The 14826-nt window shown below is 42.7% G+C and carries 16 protein-coding genes and 1 tRNA gene; 11 read left to right on the top strand and 6 right to left on the bottom strand.

Features of this window, described 5'->3' with window-relative positions; translation table 11 throughout:
- Positions 1–42 precede the first annotated feature (42 nt).
- Together ACIFQM_RS21575 and ACIFQM_RS21570 are read left to right on the top strand one after the other, a co-directional pair.
- Positions 43–954, top strand: coding sequence for a LysR family transcriptional regulator (locus ACIFQM_RS21575; protein WP_430041441.1), 912 nt, complete (start codon positions 43–45; stop codon positions 952–954).
- A gap of 114 nt (positions 955–1068) precedes the next feature.
- On the top strand, positions 1069–2208 hold the full coding sequence (locus tag ACIFQM_RS21570) for a 5-methyltetrahydropteroyltriglutamate--homocysteine S-methyltransferase (protein ID WP_430041439.1): 1140 nt from the start codon (positions 1069–1071) through the stop codon (positions 2206–2208).
- A 221-nt stretch (positions 2209–2429) separates the two neighbouring features.
- On the opposite strand, the gene ACIFQM_RS21565 is transcribed toward ACIFQM_RS21570, so the two are convergent.
- The 3 genes from ACIFQM_RS21565 to ACIFQM_RS21555 all read right to left on the bottom strand — a co-directional run bounded on the left by ACIFQM_RS21565 (position 2430) and on the right by ACIFQM_RS21555 (position 3717).
- Positions 2430–2792, bottom strand: coding sequence for a hypothetical protein (locus tag ACIFQM_RS21565; protein ID WP_430041437.1), 363 nt, complete (start codon positions 2790–2792; stop codon positions 2430–2432).
- A 146-nt stretch (positions 2793–2938) separates the two neighbouring features.
- Positions 2939–3133: a hypothetical protein gene (locus ACIFQM_RS21560; protein ID WP_430041435.1), complete on the bottom strand. Its 195-nt coding sequence runs from the start codon at positions 3131–3133 to the stop codon at positions 2939–2941.
- Between the two features lie 245 nt (positions 3134–3378).
- Positions 3379–3717: a helix-turn-helix domain-containing protein gene (locus ACIFQM_RS21555; protein WP_430041433.1), complete on the bottom strand. Its 339-nt coding sequence runs from the start codon at positions 3715–3717 to the stop codon at positions 3379–3381.
- Between the two features lie 136 nt (positions 3718–3853).
- Here ACIFQM_RS21555 and ACIFQM_RS21550 point away from each other — a divergent pair, with 136 nt between their 5' ends.
- Together ACIFQM_RS21550 and ACIFQM_RS21545 are read left to right on the top strand one after the other, a co-directional pair.
- Positions 3854–4327, top strand: coding sequence for a hypothetical protein (locus ACIFQM_RS21550; protein WP_430041431.1), 474 nt, complete (start codon positions 3854–3856; stop codon positions 4325–4327).
- 117 nt (positions 4328–4444) lie between these two features.
- Positions 4445–4549 carry a YjcZ family sporulation protein gene (locus tag ACIFQM_RS21545; RefSeq protein ID WP_212734478.1) on the top strand — a complete coding sequence of 35 codons (105 nt, stop codon included), beginning with the start codon at positions 4445–4447 and terminating at the stop codon, positions 4547–4549.
- Positions 4550–4761: 212 nt separating this feature from the next.
- Here the strand turns inward: ACIFQM_RS21545 and ACIFQM_RS21540 are convergent, their stop codons facing one another.
- Entirely contained in the window at positions 4762–5892 is a 1131-nt protein-coding gene (locus ACIFQM_RS21540) for a phosphodiester glycosidase family protein (RefSeq protein WP_430041428.1), read from the bottom strand.
- 248 nt (positions 5893–6140) lie between these two features.
- On the opposite strand from ACIFQM_RS21540, the gene ACIFQM_RS21535 reads away from it, so the two are divergent.
- From ACIFQM_RS21535 to nspC, 4 genes are all read left to right on the top strand, one after another.
- Entirely contained in the window at positions 6141–6764 is a 624-nt protein-coding gene (locus tag ACIFQM_RS21535; RefSeq protein ID WP_430041426.1) for an SMI1/KNR4 family protein, read from the top strand.
- A gap of 181 nt (positions 6765–6945) precedes the next feature.
- Positions 6946–8826 (top strand): molecular chaperone HtpG, encoded by a 1881-nt coding sequence (gene htpG / locus ACIFQM_RS21530; protein ID WP_430041424.1) that lies wholly within the window; start codon positions 6946–6948, stop codon positions 8824–8826.
- Positions 8827–9238: 412 nt separating this feature from the next.
- A complete protein-coding gene (locus ACIFQM_RS21525; protein WP_430041422.1) occupies positions 9239–10438 on the top strand; it encodes a saccharopine dehydrogenase family protein in 1200 nt (399 codons plus the stop codon).
- 8 nt (positions 10439–10446) lie between these two features.
- Positions 10447–11586 (top strand): carboxynorspermidine decarboxylase, encoded by a 1140-nt coding sequence (gene nspC / locus ACIFQM_RS21520; RefSeq protein ID WP_430041420.1) that lies wholly within the window; start codon positions 10447–10449, stop codon positions 11584–11586.
- A 200-nt stretch (positions 11587–11786) separates the two neighbouring features.
- On the opposite strand, the gene ACIFQM_RS21515 is transcribed toward nspC, so the two are convergent.
- Positions 11787–12284, bottom strand: coding sequence for a hypothetical protein (locus tag ACIFQM_RS21515; RefSeq protein ID WP_430066107.1), 498 nt, complete (start codon positions 12282–12284; stop codon positions 11787–11789).
- A 380-nt stretch (positions 12285–12664) separates the two neighbouring features.
- Between ACIFQM_RS21515 and ACIFQM_RS21510 the strand changes: the two genes are divergently transcribed.
- Both ACIFQM_RS21510 and ACIFQM_RS21505 read left to right on the top strand, forming a co-directional pair.
- Positions 12665–13180, top strand: coding sequence for a hypothetical protein (locus ACIFQM_RS21510; RefSeq protein ID WP_430041494.1), 516 nt, complete (start codon positions 12665–12667; stop codon positions 13178–13180).
- A gap of 35 nt (positions 13181–13215) precedes the next feature.
- A complete protein-coding gene (locus ACIFQM_RS21505) occupies positions 13216–13722 on the top strand; it encodes a GNAT family N-acetyltransferase (protein WP_430041418.1) in 507 nt (168 codons plus the stop codon).
- 102 nt (positions 13723–13824) lie between these two features.
- On the opposite strand, the gene ACIFQM_RS21500 is transcribed toward ACIFQM_RS21505, so the two are convergent.
- A complete protein-coding gene (locus ACIFQM_RS21500) occupies positions 13825–14142 on the bottom strand; it encodes a GNAT family N-acetyltransferase (RefSeq protein ID WP_430041416.1) in 318 nt (105 codons plus the stop codon).
- A 536-nt stretch (positions 14143–14678) separates the two neighbouring features.
- Here ACIFQM_RS21500 and ACIFQM_RS21495 point away from each other — a divergent pair.
- Positions 14679–14762 (top strand) — tRNA-Leu (locus ACIFQM_RS21495).
- The last annotated feature ends 64 nt before the right edge of the window (positions 14763–14826 follow it).

The following is a 14826-nucleotide window of genomic DNA, read 5'->3' as shown; positions in this document are numbered from 1 at the left end:
GTTATATAATAAAAGAAACACAAACGGAAAGGACATCATGCATTGACCTTACAACAATTAAAATATGTCATCGAGGTTGCCAATCGCGGCTCCATGAATGAGGCGGCGAAGCGGTTGTTTATTTCCCAGCCCAGTCTGTCAAACGCGATTCGGGATCTGGAGGAAGAAATTCATATTACGATTTTTGATCGTACCAATAAAGGTATCTCTTTGTCCAAGGAGGGTGTGGAGTTTCTCGGTTATGCGCGTCAGGTCGTCGAACAGGCGGAGCTGCTGGAAAGTCGCTATCTGGATGCCAAGCCTTCACCGCAGCATTTTTCCGTATCCACGCAGCATTATGCTTTTGCCGTAAATGCATTTGTGAATCTGGTGAATCAATATGGACAGGATGAGTATGAGCTGGCTTTGCGGGAGACGAAAACCCATGAAATCATACAGGATGTCAAAAGCTTGCGCAGCGAAATTGGAATTTTATATTTGAACGAATTTAACGCCAAGGTGATTAATAAGCTGCTAAAAGATGCAAATCTGCAATTTAACAGCCTGTTTATCGCCAAGCCGCATATTTTTATCAGCACCAATAATCCGTTATCCCGACAGTCCATTGTGACCATTGATCAGCTTCATCCTTATCCGTATCTGTCCTTTGAGCAAGGGGAGTACAATTCCTTTCACTTCTCCGAGGAGATTCTGAGCACGCTGTCGCATCCCAAAAGCATTCGTGTCAACGACCGGGCAACCCTTTTCAATCTGCTGATTGGCCTGAACGGCTATACTATTTCTACCGGGGTAATTAGCGCCGATTTGAATGGCAACGAGATTATTTCCGTACCCTTGGAATGTGAAGAGTCTATTAATGTGGGATGGATTTGTCATAAAAATGCTTCGCTCTCCAAGCTGGCCTCCGTCTATGTAGAAGCGCTGCATGAGGCGATAAGCGAATTAAAGGTTTGATATAGCTTTAGGCTATAACTAGATATAGTTTATTGGAGTTACCTTATAACTGAAAATGTGTGTTATCTTTCTTACAAGAACTTCACTACAGAAGCGAAAAAGGAGATAACCCTAATGAGCAGCATCCTTGACAATGCATCCCAACGAAAAGTGACCCCTTTCAGACAGGATATGGTTGGCAGCTTTCTGCGTCCGCAAGCGATCAAAGACGCCAGAATTCAATTTCAAAACAACGAAATTTCTGCGGACGAATTGAGAAAGATTGAAGACAACGAAATTATCAAGCTGGTGGAAAGGCAAAAATCCGTAGGACTTAAAGCTGTGACAGATGGTGAATTCAGACGCTCTTGGTGGCATCTTGATTTTATGTGGGGTCTGGCTGGCGTGGAAAAGGTAGAGCTTTCGAACGGTTACCAATTCCAAGGCGTGGAAACAAGAGCAGAAACTGCACGCTTGACTGGTAAAATCGGTCATTCCCTTCACCCTTTCATTGAAGACTTCAAATTCTTGAAGCAAGTAGCAGGTGAGGACGCGATTGCACGTCAAACCATTCCCGCACCAGCACAGTTCCTGTCCGAGCTGCTGCGTGGAGAAAACAAAGAAACAACCGATACCTATTACAGCAATCTGGATGAGCTGGTGACGGATATCGCCCAAGCTTACAAATCCGTGATTCAAGCGTTCTATAATGAGGGCTGCCGCAGCTTGCAATTGGATGATTGCACATGGGGCATGCTCTGTGATAAAAACTATTGGGAAGCCAGACAGCAAGCGGGTGAGAATGTGGAAGATACCAAAAAGCTGTTTGCCCGCGTGAATCAGGAAACCGTGAAGGATCTTCCAGCCGATCTGGTGGTTACGACCCACGTATGCCGTGGTAACTACCACTCCACCTGGGCATCCTCCGGCGGCTACGAGCCTGTTGCCGAAACCCTGTTCGGCATCGACAACATCGACGGCTACTATCTCGAATTCGATACCGACCGTGCAGGCGATTTCACACCGCTGAAGCATCTGAAAGGCCAGCAGCAGATCGTCCTGGGCCTCGTTTCATCCAAAACAGGTGAATTGGAAGACAAGCAGACGGTCATTAACCGTATCAAGGAAGCCACTCAATTCGTCGATATCAACCACATCTGTCTTAGCCCACAATGCGGTTTCGCTTCTACGGAAGAGGGCAATATCCTGACCGAAGAGCAGCAGTGGAAGAAGCTTGCCTTCATTAAAGAGATTGCGGACGAGATTTGGAAGTAAGGGTTGAAGGGTTCATAATTAAAAAACACGCCACTTGTGGGCGTGTTTTTTTGTTTGAATATATACTTCGTTCGGATGGTTACTATTCATCGGCAATCTAAATAGTAGTGTTTCATAGTTTTTACTGATATTGATAACTGATTTATGATGCTTACTATTTTTGCATAATAGAAGTAATTGGAATACGAGAAAAGGAAGAGTGATGGATTGTGGGGAAATCGTCAAAGAAGAAGCGCAACCAAAAGCCTGATCAATATACTTCCTTTGGTCCATTCGAAATGGTCTAATTCGGAAATACAGTTGTGATGAGGAATAACATGAGCGGGGAGGATCAATCGAATCCCGTCTTTAACTCCTTCCATATACATAGATTGTTTGTCCTGACTTAGCTGATAGCCTATTGCTTCTTCCCATTCAGACAGCAGAAGTTGGATATTCTCGTTTTGGCTAATTTTCAGTTGCTCAATTTGCGTAAATAGATTCTTATCCTCTGATGAACATGAAGCGTTTTGTTCACTGGCAAGTTCTAATTCATAAAAACGTTGCCGTAATGCTTCTTGAAACCAATTCGGCCAATCTGACATAACACATTTACCTCCCGTGATTCGTGTGTGGGTATATTAATTCTGATGGGGAGGGATGGCAAGTTATTGTTTTGTGTAGGAAGTAGCTTGCTATGTTATTTAGTTACTGATTTTTACATGCAAAAAGCTTACTCCTACTCATTGGATTAAGTTGGAATAAGCTCTAAAAGTTTATCAAGCGTGTTGTCAAGTTGTTTTGTACGATCCTCCGCCTTTCCTTCTACTATGGCATCATTGAATGATGAAATAATAATAATCATTAATGCGAATTTTTCCTCTTTGTTTAATTCGATATTTTCATAGGCGTATAAGAATTCAGTTATTCTTGAAGAATCCGACATTCCATACTCCTAATCTTAGGGAAATTTATCAGGAGAAGGTAATTTTATTTTCTTTACAAGACCTTCAATAGCACTTTTAGTAACATACTCTGGGTATATGTTCTCCATGGTTATTTCTCCTTTTTATTATTTTCCTATTCCTGAAGGATGAGCGCTGCTATATGGAAAAGCAGATCTAATTCCACCATCCTCTTTTACTATGGTGGGTTTGTTTGACTTTCATAATTCTGAAAGCAAAAATGCTCTTAATTTGTAATCTCCCTTATCACATTTCTCGCCAAGCGTACCTTGTCTGGACTCGACTTTCTAAGCATTGTGATAATCTGCATAATTTCCTCATCAGATTCCGTCATTTTTGGGTCTTCGCTTACATATGAGAAAAGTTGAATCAGATTTACATCTAATGCCTTTGCGATTTTAGCCACGTTTAACAAAGATACGTTCTTTTCTCCTCGTTCGATCTGTCCTATGTATGAAAAATGAAATCCGCCTTTTTCCCCAAGAGCTTCCTGAGAAAGACCTTTTTCTTTCCGCAAAACACGTATTCTGGCACCAACCAGCTTTAATACTTCTTTATCTTGCATCAGCTACACCTCACTAGTTAAAAAGTGTAGACAAGTTTTTGCTCACCAAACATTGTCCGAATATTATCATCGATATCTATTTGTATCAAAACGTCGTATAATAAGACTAATATTGAAATTCTCTGGAGGAATAGATATGAAAAAAGATTCTTCTACCCTTAACCGAAGTCATACCCAGCCATCCAGACGCGCACAACACTTACATCATTCAATAATCGATTTCCACATTCAATCCCAATACCACATGAAACTAGCTAAAATCCTGCAAAAGCACAACCAGCTCCAATGCTGCATTATCCTGTGCGACTGGGCTTTAACTTCCATGCTGAAAGCCCTATATATGAAGGAAAACAATACCCTTTGCCCTCCAGATTTCCTGTCCATGACTGACCTGCTGCACTTATTACATACTGACACCAACCCGGGATTGGATGTTGTCGTATTTATCGGCACCACTCAATTTCTGTCATCCCAGTTAGAAACCCCGCTCCTTCGAAAGATGAAGAACAAGGATGTGAGCAGATTGCTGCGCAGAACCGACGATATTTTGTGCGAGTTGTCTCCCCGAGTAATAACCGATCTATCAGAGACATATCAGTCCATTTTCTAAAAAGTCTTATCCTGTCAAATAACTTGTCTGCCAAATAAACGTTGCCAATGCGCCCTGTCGTAAACCGTTTTTCTTCATACGATAAGAGTATGCTTTAAAGCAAGGAGGGATTCAGATATGGGTGAAGTTGGTTACGGTGGCGGTGGAGCATGGACATCCACAGGCGCGATTCTGGTATTGTTCATTTTGTTGGTTATTATCTCTAAATCTTTTCTAATCTAACAGCAGTTTAGCGTTGTTTAAATCCACAAAACAGCCTTCTTTCACTACAAAGTGAGAGAAGGCTGTTTTAATGCAGAATGGATGTTAGCCCAAGCATGTTGTCTGGTCCTGCAAGCATTGTTATACTCTATATACAGGGAAAATTCCCCTTAGCGATGTAACATACACGAATACGCAGAATACGCGAAAAAAACGGAGATTCGTTGACCCGTCTATTGATATTTTATAATAATCGCATTGCTGATTTGGCGGCCGGGTGTGGTGAGATAGGAGCCGTTGTAATACAGCCCACTGGAAGCACCGCCATCCAAATTCATGGCCTGATAAGCGCCTGCCTGCTTCATGATTTGAGCAAGCTGTGGAATAGTGGCTCCGCCTGTGGTCAGGAGGATTAGCTTATGATCCCGTGTAATCCCGAGTGCACTGCGGGCCCCGCCACCTGTTAATATTTTAGGGTCCTTGAAGCCTTCAGCTTTGACATTCAGGGAAATCTTTCCGTTCGTCACCAGACGAGGTCCAGCTTGAAGGGCTCCTTCGACGTTGCCTTCGCTTAACCGCTGTTCAAAGGCAGGACCCGAAACCAGCTCGGCCAGATGGTTAGTATCGTAAGTAAAGACGGTTCGTTGGTCGCCAGAGCTTTTTTTTAACAAATTCCCGTGGCTGACCAGATAGCCGTAAGGCGTTTTGTATGAGCTTTTGGTATAGGCGTCAAAGTAGGTGCCGTTGATGGCTACAACCGCTCGATTGCGTTTGGCGAGACCGCTTAGGTTCTCCACTTTGCCGATGCTATCGCCTGCCAGCGCCACATCCAGACTCACCTTGGGATGAAGCATGGAGATGGTGACCACCTTAACGGAGAAGGTGCGTGATCCGACCTTGAAGCTTTTGTGAGCCGTCTGGATCGGTGTGGTGCTGCCGGGTAGCTTGCCCGTGAGTACCGGAAGCATGACGGACGTTGTGCCTTGCTTGATATGTACCGATGAGGTTTCCTTTTGCCATGAGACTTGCAGGTTTAGGTATTGGCTGATGAACTGCAAGGGAACGTAAGTGGAACCATTATCGGTAAAAGGAGCCCTTTGCATACGGATTGTTTGATCATTAACTTTAGCCGTAGACTGTCCTGCAAATAAGGTGAGTCGGGTATCGCCTTGGGCAATCTCAATCTTTTTGTCCGTAGCCGTCTTGTTGATGGTGATCCTTTCATAGCTGTTCAGGAGGCGGAGAGGGATGAACGAATGGTTACTTTGATCCACATAGACCAGCATAGGCGCTGGTGCAGCAGCGTAGATCGGGGTTACAAGGATTAACAGGGACAGGATAACAAGTACGGTGATTCTTTTCATGAATAGATCAATCTCCTTATGTAGTCTTGACACTTTACGAGGTGCTTGTACTTATATCGGTTTTTATAGGTTGTAAATGTATGTGCGAGACAGGGCGTTGGATCATCTGGCGTAACCATGAACCACTGCGCTGGTAATACGAATATTTTGAAAATGAGGATAAAAGCAAAATCTGTTAAGCTAACTTGGAAGAATGTGTAATAGCATATGATGCAGTTCTGATATAGAAAGGAAAGAGGTGCGGGGACATGGACAAGAAGGCGGATATTCGCACATCCATGAAGGAGTTATTTGCACATATGGATGAAGCTTTTTTAATGGACTTAGTGGAAAGGGTACCCTTTGAAATGCGCGATGGAGAATCTGATAAGGAGGGCTGGATCAAGTGGAAGCCTCTTCCTTCGCAGATTACAGAACAGGAGGTTCGGGAGCTGGAGAAAACCTACGATTTTGAGCTGCCGCCCTTGCTGAGAAGTTTCATCATGTCCTACCATTATGTGTCTTTACAATTTGATAACGAATGCATTCCGGGGGTGTATTGGAGCGATTGTGGTTTCGTCGAGTTTCCACGAATGCCTGTGGGCCAAGGGCTAAAGGGATTTTATGAGCTGATCGACCAGTGGTCGCCATTGCTGTCGGCAGGATATATTCCCTTCGCAGTGGCAGAGGAGAACGAGGGTCCTGTCTGTTTGAATGCAGGGAGCAGACAGAAGGATGGTGACTATCCCATTGTATGGTTCTATCATCAGGATTTGCAGCATCTGGACGAGGAAGAGTTACGCATCAGAGATAACCTGATTCCCCATGTACAAGGGCTGTTCTCATCCTCTGTCGAGATGTTTAACGTCATGTTTAAGGAGATCAGGCACTAACCCATCTTTGGGGCAGGAATTGTACTCACAGACATCTATCGTATTGACATAAAAAATGAGGAATGTTATAAAAAAAGGTAGGCTGGCACTCGAATGAGGGGAGTGCTAACAGGTTTTCCTGTTTGGACGGTTTCCCATGTGCAGCCTTACATAAGGTTCATATTCGAAAGGAGATATCAGAATGGATAAAAAACAGTTTCAGGCTGAGTCCAAGCGTTTGCTCGAAATGATGATTAACTCGATTTACACGCAAAAGGAAATTTTTCTAAGAGAGCTGATCTCCAACGCAAGTGATGCGATTGACAAAATTTATTACAAAGCGCTGACGGATGATCAACTGGTCTTTGATAAAGAAAATTACTATATCAAAGTAACAGCCGACAAGGAGAACAGAACGCTCACTCTTCGCGATACTGGGATTGGCATGACGAAGGAAGAGCTGGAAAATAACTTGGGTGTCATTGCTAAAAGCGGCTCGCTGTCGTTCAAAAATGAGAATGAATCCAAGGATGGTCATGACATCATTGGGCAGTTCGGGGTAGGCTTCTATTCGGCGTTCATGGTGGCGGATGTCGTTACAGTGACTACAAAGGCACTGGGCAGCGATACCGCATATAAGTGGGAATCTACAGGTGCAGACGGGTATACCATTGAGCCAGCCGAGAAGGATGAAGTCGGTTCTGTGATAGTTTTGAAAATCAAAGCAAACACCGAGGACGAATCCTACGACGAATATTTGGACGAGTATCGTTTAAAAGCCCTGATCAAGAAATACTCCGACTTTATCCGTTATCCGATCAAGATGGATGTTACAGGCAAACGTCTGAAAGAGGGCAGTGACAACGAGTTCGAGGATTACGAGGAAGAACAGCTTATTAATAGCATGGTTCCAATCTGGAGAAAGAACAAAAGCGAGCTGACCGACGAGGATTATCACAATTTCTATGCGGAAAAACGCTATGGCTACGACAAGCCACTCCAGCATATCCACGTCAGTGCGGACGGTGCGGTGGTGTATCAGGCTATTTTGTTCATTCCTGAAAATATTCCGTTTGATTTCTATTCCAAGGAGTATGAAAAAGGGCTGGAGCTGTATGCCAACGGTGTGCTGATTATGGAAAAATCGCCTGACCTGCTGCCGGATTATTTCAGCTTTGTCAAAGGTATGGTGGACTCCGAAAGCTTGTCGCTGAACATTTCCAGAGAAATGTTGCAGCATGACCGCCAGTTGAAGCTGATTGCCAAAAATATCGAAAGCAAAATCAAAGGCCAACTGCTGACCCTGCTCAAAAATGACCGGGAAAAATATGATCAATTCTACAAATCATTTGGCAGACAATTGAAATTTGGTGTCTACAACGATTATGGAACTCATAAGGAGACGCTTCAAGACCTGCTCATGTTCTACTCTTCTACAGAGAAAAAGCAAGTTACACTGGACGAATATATATCGCGTATGCCTGAGGATCAGAAATATATTTACTATGCTTCCGGAGAGTCCAACGAGCGTATCGAGAAGCTGCCGCAGACCGAAATGGTGGCCGACAAGGGCTACGAAATTCTGTACTTCAGCGATGATATTGATGAGTTCGCTATTAAAATGCTCATGAGCTACAAGGAGAAAGAATTCAAATCCGTATCCAGTGGCGATCTGGGCATTGAGGCTGACGAGAACGAGAAGGAAACAGAAGCGGAACAAAACGACAACAAAGAGCTGTTCGAGTACATGAAGGGCTTGCTGGAAGGCAAGGTATCCAGTGTTAAAGCCTCCAAGCGCTTGAAGACGCATCCGGTGTGTCTGTCCGCAGACGGTGAAGTGACGATTGAAATGGAGAAAATCTTGAATGCCATGCCGAACAACGCCGATGTAAAAGCAAACAAAGTGCTGGAGATTAACATCAACCATGCGGTGTTCAACTCTCTGAAAGAGGCTTTTGCCGAGGACAAGGAGAAGGTCAATCTCTATACGGCATTGCTGTATAATCAAGCTCTGTTGATCGAAGGCTTGCCACTGCAAGACCCGGTTGAATTCACCAATGATATTTGCAAAATTATGGTTTAACAAGCTTTAATGCTGTACAGAGCCGTTCCCACATCGGGAGCGGCTTTATTCATGATAAACAAAGGAGGGCGATTCCCCCTCTCTGAATCTTCTTCATAGGAATTGGCGGGGTGGCCTTTTTGTTAGAAATAAGATAATATTAATTCTTTAAGGCTGTTTACTTGGAATGCAAAAAACTTCCTTTAAACGTGTACTGACTTCCCTGGAACGCCTTGGGAGGGGCTTTGTGCTCTTTATTTTATGGTGTTTTCATGCCTGAATTTGGGATTTGTAAAATTTTTGTGACATAGTGGTGTGAATTTTTACACTGCAAATTATCGTTTTTCTTGATTATTTGGTAGGATGTCTTTATAATCATTTTGTTTGCAAGAATGATTAGCGATTAGCGTATGGAATAAGGAGGTTATTTATTTTGGGAAAAGCATTGATTATTGGCGCCGGTGGCGTGGCCAGCGTTGTGGTGCATAAATGTTGCCAAAACCCAGATGTATTTGAAGAAATTTGTATCGCGAGCAGAACTGTTGCGAAATGCGATGCACTTAAAGAAAAGCTGGGTGGAGGCCGTACGAAGATACAAACGGCTCAGCTGGATGCTGACAACACCGACATGGTCATTGACCTGATTCGAAGCTTTCAACCGGATGTAGTTATCAATGTGGCTCTCCCTTATCAGGATTTGACGATTATGGATGCTTGCCTTGAGACAGGCGTTCATTACGTTGATACGGCGAATTATGAACCGCCGGATACGCCGAAGTTTGAATACAGCTGGCAATGGGCCTACAAAGAAAGATTCGAAAAAGCAGGCATTACAGCTCTGCTGGGCAGCGGTTTTGATCCAGGCGTGACTGGAGTATTTACGGCTTATGCTCAAAAGCATTATTTTGATGAAATTCATACGATTGATATTGTAGATGCGAATGCAGGGGACCACGGATATCCTTTTGCCACTAACTTTAATCCGGAAATTAATATTCGGGAAATTACGGCGAAGGGCCGTTACTTTGAAAATGGAGAGTGGATTGAAACTGAGCCGCTTTCCGAGAAAAAGGTATACGACCTTCCTGAAATCGGACCGAAAAACATATATCTTTTGTACCATGAAGAACTGGAATCTCTTGCAGTAAACATTAAAGGCGTGAAAAAAATCCGTTTCTGGATGACTTTCTCGGACAATTACTTGAATCATTTGAACGTGCTTCAAAACGTAGGTATGACTTCCATCGAGCCTATTGATTACGAAGGACAGCAAATCATTCCATTGCAATTCCTGAAAGCCATTTTGCCAGACCCGGCTTCCCTGGGTCCTAGAACCAAGGGTAAAACGAACATTGGATGTATCATCCAGGGTATTAAAGACGGAAAACCGAAAACGTATTATGTATACAATGTGTGTGATCATGAGGAATGTTATGCTGAGGTTGGCTCCCAAGCCATTTCCTACACAACAGGCGTTCCTGCCATGATCGGCGCAATGCTTATCATTAAAGGCATCTGGAAAAAACCAGGCGTATACAACGTTGAGGAATTTGATCCAGATCCATTCATGGAAGCACTGAATAAACACGGATTGCCATGGCAAGAAAGCTTCACGCCAACGTTGCTTGATTGAGGCCTGCGATGAATATTGATATTAGCGGACTTCCATCACCTTGTTATCTTGTTGACGAAAGACTTCTTGTGAAAAACCTTGAGGTTTTAAATTCTGTTCAAGAGCGAACAGGCTGCAATATTTTGCTTGCGCTTAAGGGATTTTCGATGTTTTCGACATTTCCTCTGGTTGGTAAATATTTAAAAGGCGTAACTTCCAGTTCGTTGTTCGAGGCGAGACTGGGTCGCGAAAAAATGGACAAGGAGGTTCACGTATACGCACCCGCTTATGTTGACAGTGAATTTGACGAGCTACTGGAGTATGTTGACCACATCGTTTTCAACTCCTTCGATCAATTGAAACGGTTCAAAAGTAAGGTGCAAGGCGTGACTTCCAAAAAGATAGAAATTGGAATTCGGGTCAATCCGGAATATTCGGAAATCGAAACTCCGCTGTATGATCCTTGCTACAACAACTCCAGAATGGGTGCGACCTTGGCTAACTTTAGACCTGAGGATCTGGATGGCGTGGATGGTATTCATTTTCATACGATGTGTGAACAGAATTCCGACACGCTGGAGCGCACCATTAAAGTCGTGGATGAGAAGTTCGGGCCATACATTAAGCAAATGAAATGGCTTAATTTTGGCGGCGGTCATCATATCACCAGAGAAGACTATGATCTGGACACGCTGGTACGCTGCATCCAATATTTTCAGGATAAATATGGTGTACAGGTTTACCTGGAGCCGGGAGAAGCTATTGCTTTGAATACCGGTTATCTGGTTGCTACAGTCCTGGATACGATGAAAAACGGAATGGATATTGCGATTCTGGATACTTCCGCTGAATGTCATATGCCTGATGTACTGGCTATGCCTTATCGTCCGAATATTATTGATGCAGGCAAGCCTGGTGAGTATGCACACACCTACAGACTCGGTGGCCTTACCTGCCTGGCCGGAGATGTGATTGGCGACTATTCTTTTAAAGAGCCATTGAAGCCGGGAGACAAGCTTGTATTCTGCGACATGGCCCATTATACGATGGTCAAAAACCACATGTTCAACGGAGTCAACCTGCCAGCCATCGCCAGCTACAACGACGAAGAAGGTATCAAGGTGATCCGCCAGTTCTCCTATGAGGATTTTAGCTCCCGTTTGTCATAAGACTTACACAGGGGTAAAAGAACTGAGTGCACCGAATAGAATGACTGAACACCAAGAGCCTCGCCCCTTGAGATAGGGGCGAGGCTCTTGGTGTAGTTAGAGTTTTTTATTTTTGTACGCGCCTTTTGTATGTATCCAACACAACAGCAGGCAGTAAATAATAATTTAACTATTTGGAAAGTTACATAAATTTAATTAGTCTATTTTACAACTTCAGAAGAGATTTTATAGTCAAATATATGTCCTCCAGGCTGAAGTCCAAACGCATTGACGGTAAAGTAGTAGTTCTTACCTTTTTCAAGATTTACATTAAGAAAATATTGACCGTCTCTTGATCGTGTAACATATTTACCGTTACTATCGTAAATTTTTAGTTCTAACCAAGAATCAGAATATCTATCTCCCTGAATTGTAAATTGAACATTGTTTGATTGAAAATCCTTAAATGTAAATACATCGTAGTTTTCCCAAGTTCCTTGTACTTTTTCCCCGAGGGTTCCAATGACACCATCACCTATAAAATAATAGTTAGCTTGTTCAAAACTATCATTTGGCTCCTGTTCATGATATTCAAGTACAGAGGCAAGAGATGATTCCTTTGCTACTGGTACAGGATTTGCTTCTTCGGCTAAAGCGATTCCGGCAGAAGAACTTAACATAAGTGTCAGACCTAATGAAGCTAACAACGTTTTTTTCATGAATAAGCGACCTCTCTTTTTGGGATTTATATTCATTAATATGAATATATTAGTAATAGAACTCAGTTCAATTGTATATGATTTCCCAGTAAATCGAAACAATAAAATGGTATATTTATCAATAAAATAAATATAATAGAACATTTTGTTACAAAGGTGTATTTTTTCATCCCTCAGAAGTAAAATCTAAGGAAGTTATGTTGAAAGGAAATGAAGTATGTACTAACAGCTCAAAATGGAATACATGATCAGAGCTTTTTTTGCTGGAAATTCGGTGAATTTCTTGGCTGCAAATATTTATGATATACTCATTGGATTGGAAACCTATTTGAATGTAAATGTATGAAACATATGGAATGACAGGCAGAGGTGAAATGAACATGTTTGACCCGACGGTTTTTGATAATTTAAAAGTAGGTATGGAAAATGCAGTATACGATCTGGATAGTCTGGATTCACGTATTGAAATCACGCAACGGATCGACCGATTGGAAATGTCCGTGATGTCGCGTGAATTCGCTATACAGTTCAGGCTGAGGGAACGACCCGGTGTGACGGCAGAAATTCGCTTAAATGCAGATTTAAATAACCTGGCTGCAGAAATTTTGGAGATCGAAGATCAAATCCCCGGATGTGTGCTGCTGCTTAGCTTCTATATGGAGATTCGTGAGATTGAAACACAGTGCAGCCAGATTGAAGATGTATTGACGCAAATTTGGAAGCCGGATCTTAGGCCAGTCCAAACGCTCAGCTTTATTTACGGGGAAAAGGCAGCTACATACCAAAACAAGATTGAGCTTCAATTTTCCAGACAAATTAATGAAGATCAGATGGAGGATATCCCGGAGCTATTGGAGCATATTTTGCTGACGCTTACGGAATTACACAAGGTATGAAATAACATAATCATTAAAGGAGCTGGCAGTATAAAATGAATGAACTTGAATTCTCACAAGTGTATGCGATTATGGAAGCCTCTTTTCCTGAAACGGAATGCAGAATATATGCATCGCAAAAGGCACTGCTTACTCATCCTTGTTATCGCTTAATCACGGAAAAGGATGAGCAAGGGCATACGATCGCTTTTCTGGCAGGCTGGGAATTTACACACTTTCGGTTTGTAGAGCATATTGCGGTAGATCAGGCTATACGTGGTGGCGGTTTAGGTAAAAAGCTCATGAGCAGATTTATTTCACAGTCCGATAAACCAGTAGTGCTGGAGGTTGAGCCACCTGAGGATGAATGGACTCGGAGAAGAATTGGTTTTTATGAACGCTTGGGATTCCATCTCAATGATTTTGAGTATGTACAGCCTCCTTTGAGGGAAGGACAGACCGATCTGAGGCTTCAAATTATGAGCTATCCGTATGTGCTGACAGAACAGGATTTTGCGCCGTTTAAACAAATTTTATATACCGAGGTTTACGGGCTGAAATGAGAGAACGTATATATTAGTGTATGTAAAATATAAAAACTCTGCTTTTACCGTATTTACGGGAGCAGAGCCCTTTGGCTTCATTGAGATAATGTAGCTTTAATGTTAATTGTGCTTTGTCCAAACCATTACAAATTCCTTTTCACGGGTTGCTGGATCAACCGATTCCTCTTGAATGATAAAGCCATTTTTGGTATAAAAGTTTAATGCCTTTGTGTTGGACGGATATACCTTCAATTGGATCTGATCATATTGCTTCTTAACCCAATCTAGTATTAACTTGCCATAGCCTTTTCGCTGGGAACCTACACGTATAAACAAAGCTGCCAAATACCCATCTATCATGGAAACGAAGCCACCAATAGTGTGATCGTCCTGTATAATAACGTAGTTTTGAGCTAGAGGAAGGTATTTATCTTCCATTTCGCCAACCTATGATGTCCAATATTGTGGATCAATAAAATGATGGGCCTCTATGGAAGCTTCCAGCCATATAGCTGATAATTCTTTAAACTCTTCCACATTCCCCGGTCGAATAGACATAGAATGACCTCTTTTCCCAGTATGTAATCTTGTTACGATAATGTGATGTTTAACATAAAAAAGACCGTCCGAAGACGGTCTTTCTACCCGTGGCGCTTATTTAAAGCATTGATCCGTATCCCGCGCCTCCGTCATCTCTGAAAATTAGAGAATGGCGGACCGGGTAAGGGACACGTTCAACATCTGATTACTAATGTTGACGCACCTCCTTTCCTGATGCGTCCATATTACCATATATGGTATGAGAAATCCAGTTGTTTTCACATGTTTTGGGGAATTATCTATAGAAAACATTATATAAAAATGGCTTGCTTTTATTCTCTACGGGCGCTATAATCTTAATTACGGTGATTATATGTATTAGACGTATTTATGGTCCTGCTACATAACTAGACATCGGAATGAATACATATTATGCGGTCGTGGCGGAATTGGCAGACGCGCACGGTTCAGGTCCGTGTGGGCTAACCCCCGTGGAGGTTCGAGTCCTCTCGACCGCATCATTAACAGAAAAGGTTCATCATTGCTCATTGTAGCAATGATGAACCTTTTCTGTTATCTATA

This window comes from Paenibacillus sp. NRS-1782, assembly GCF_050467685.1.
GTDB lineage: Bacteria > Bacillota > Bacilli > Paenibacillales > Paenibacillaceae > Paenibacillus > Paenibacillus terrae_A.
Note: the sequence above shows the minus strand (reverse complement) of the source record. Positions and strands in the feature narration are given on the sequence as shown.

Excerpts from the sequence above, each read along its gene's own strand:
- ACIFQM_RS21570 (WP_430041439.1), top strand. The coding sequence starts at position 1,069 with ATGAGCAGCATCCTTGACAATGCATCCCAACGAAAAGTGACCCCTTTC.
- ACIFQM_RS21565 (WP_430041437.1), bottom strand. The coding sequence starts at position 2,792 with ATGTCAGATTGGCCGAATTGGTTTCAAGAAGCATTACGGCAACGTTTT.
- ACIFQM_RS21560 (WP_430041435.1), bottom strand. The coding sequence starts at position 3,133 with ATGTCGGATTCTTCAAGAATAACTGAATTCTTATACGCCTATGAAAAT.
- ACIFQM_RS21555 (WP_430041433.1), bottom strand. The coding sequence starts at position 3,717 with ATGCAAGATAAAGAAGTATTAAAGCTGGTTGGTGCCAGAATACGTGTT.
- ACIFQM_RS21550 (WP_430041431.1), top strand. The coding sequence starts at position 3,854 with ATGAAAAAAGATTCTTCTACCCTTAACCGAAGTCATACCCAGCCATCC.
- ACIFQM_RS21545 (WP_212734478.1), top strand. The coding sequence starts at position 4,445 with ATGGGTGAAGTTGGTTACGGTGGCGGTGGAGCATGGACATCCACAGGC.
- ACIFQM_RS21540 (WP_430041428.1), bottom strand. The coding sequence starts at position 5,892 with ATGAAAAGAATCACCGTACTTGTTATCCTGTCCCTGTTAATCCTTGTA.
- ACIFQM_RS21535 (WP_430041426.1), top strand. The coding sequence starts at position 6,141 with ATGGACAAGAAGGCGGATATTCGCACATCCATGAAGGAGTTATTTGCA.
- htpG (WP_430041424.1), top strand. The coding sequence starts at position 6,946 with ATGGATAAAAAACAGTTTCAGGCTGAGTCCAAGCGTTTGCTCGAAATG.
- nspC (WP_430041420.1), top strand. The coding sequence starts at position 10,447 with ATGAATATTGATATTAGCGGACTTCCATCACCTTGTTATCTTGTTGAC.
- ACIFQM_RS21515 (WP_430066107.1), bottom strand. The coding sequence starts at position 12,284 with ATGAAAAAAACGTTGTTAGCTTCATTAGGTCTGACACTTATGTTAAGT.
- ACIFQM_RS21510 (WP_430041494.1), top strand. The coding sequence starts at position 12,665 with ATGTTTGACCCGACGGTTTTTGATAATTTAAAAGTAGGTATGGAAAAT.
- ACIFQM_RS21505 (WP_430041418.1), top strand. The coding sequence starts at position 13,216 with ATGAATGAACTTGAATTCTCACAAGTGTATGCGATTATGGAAGCCTCT.
- ACIFQM_RS21500 (WP_430041416.1), bottom strand. The coding sequence starts at position 14,142 with ATGGAAGATAAATACCTTCCTCTAGCTCAAAACTACGTTATTATACAG.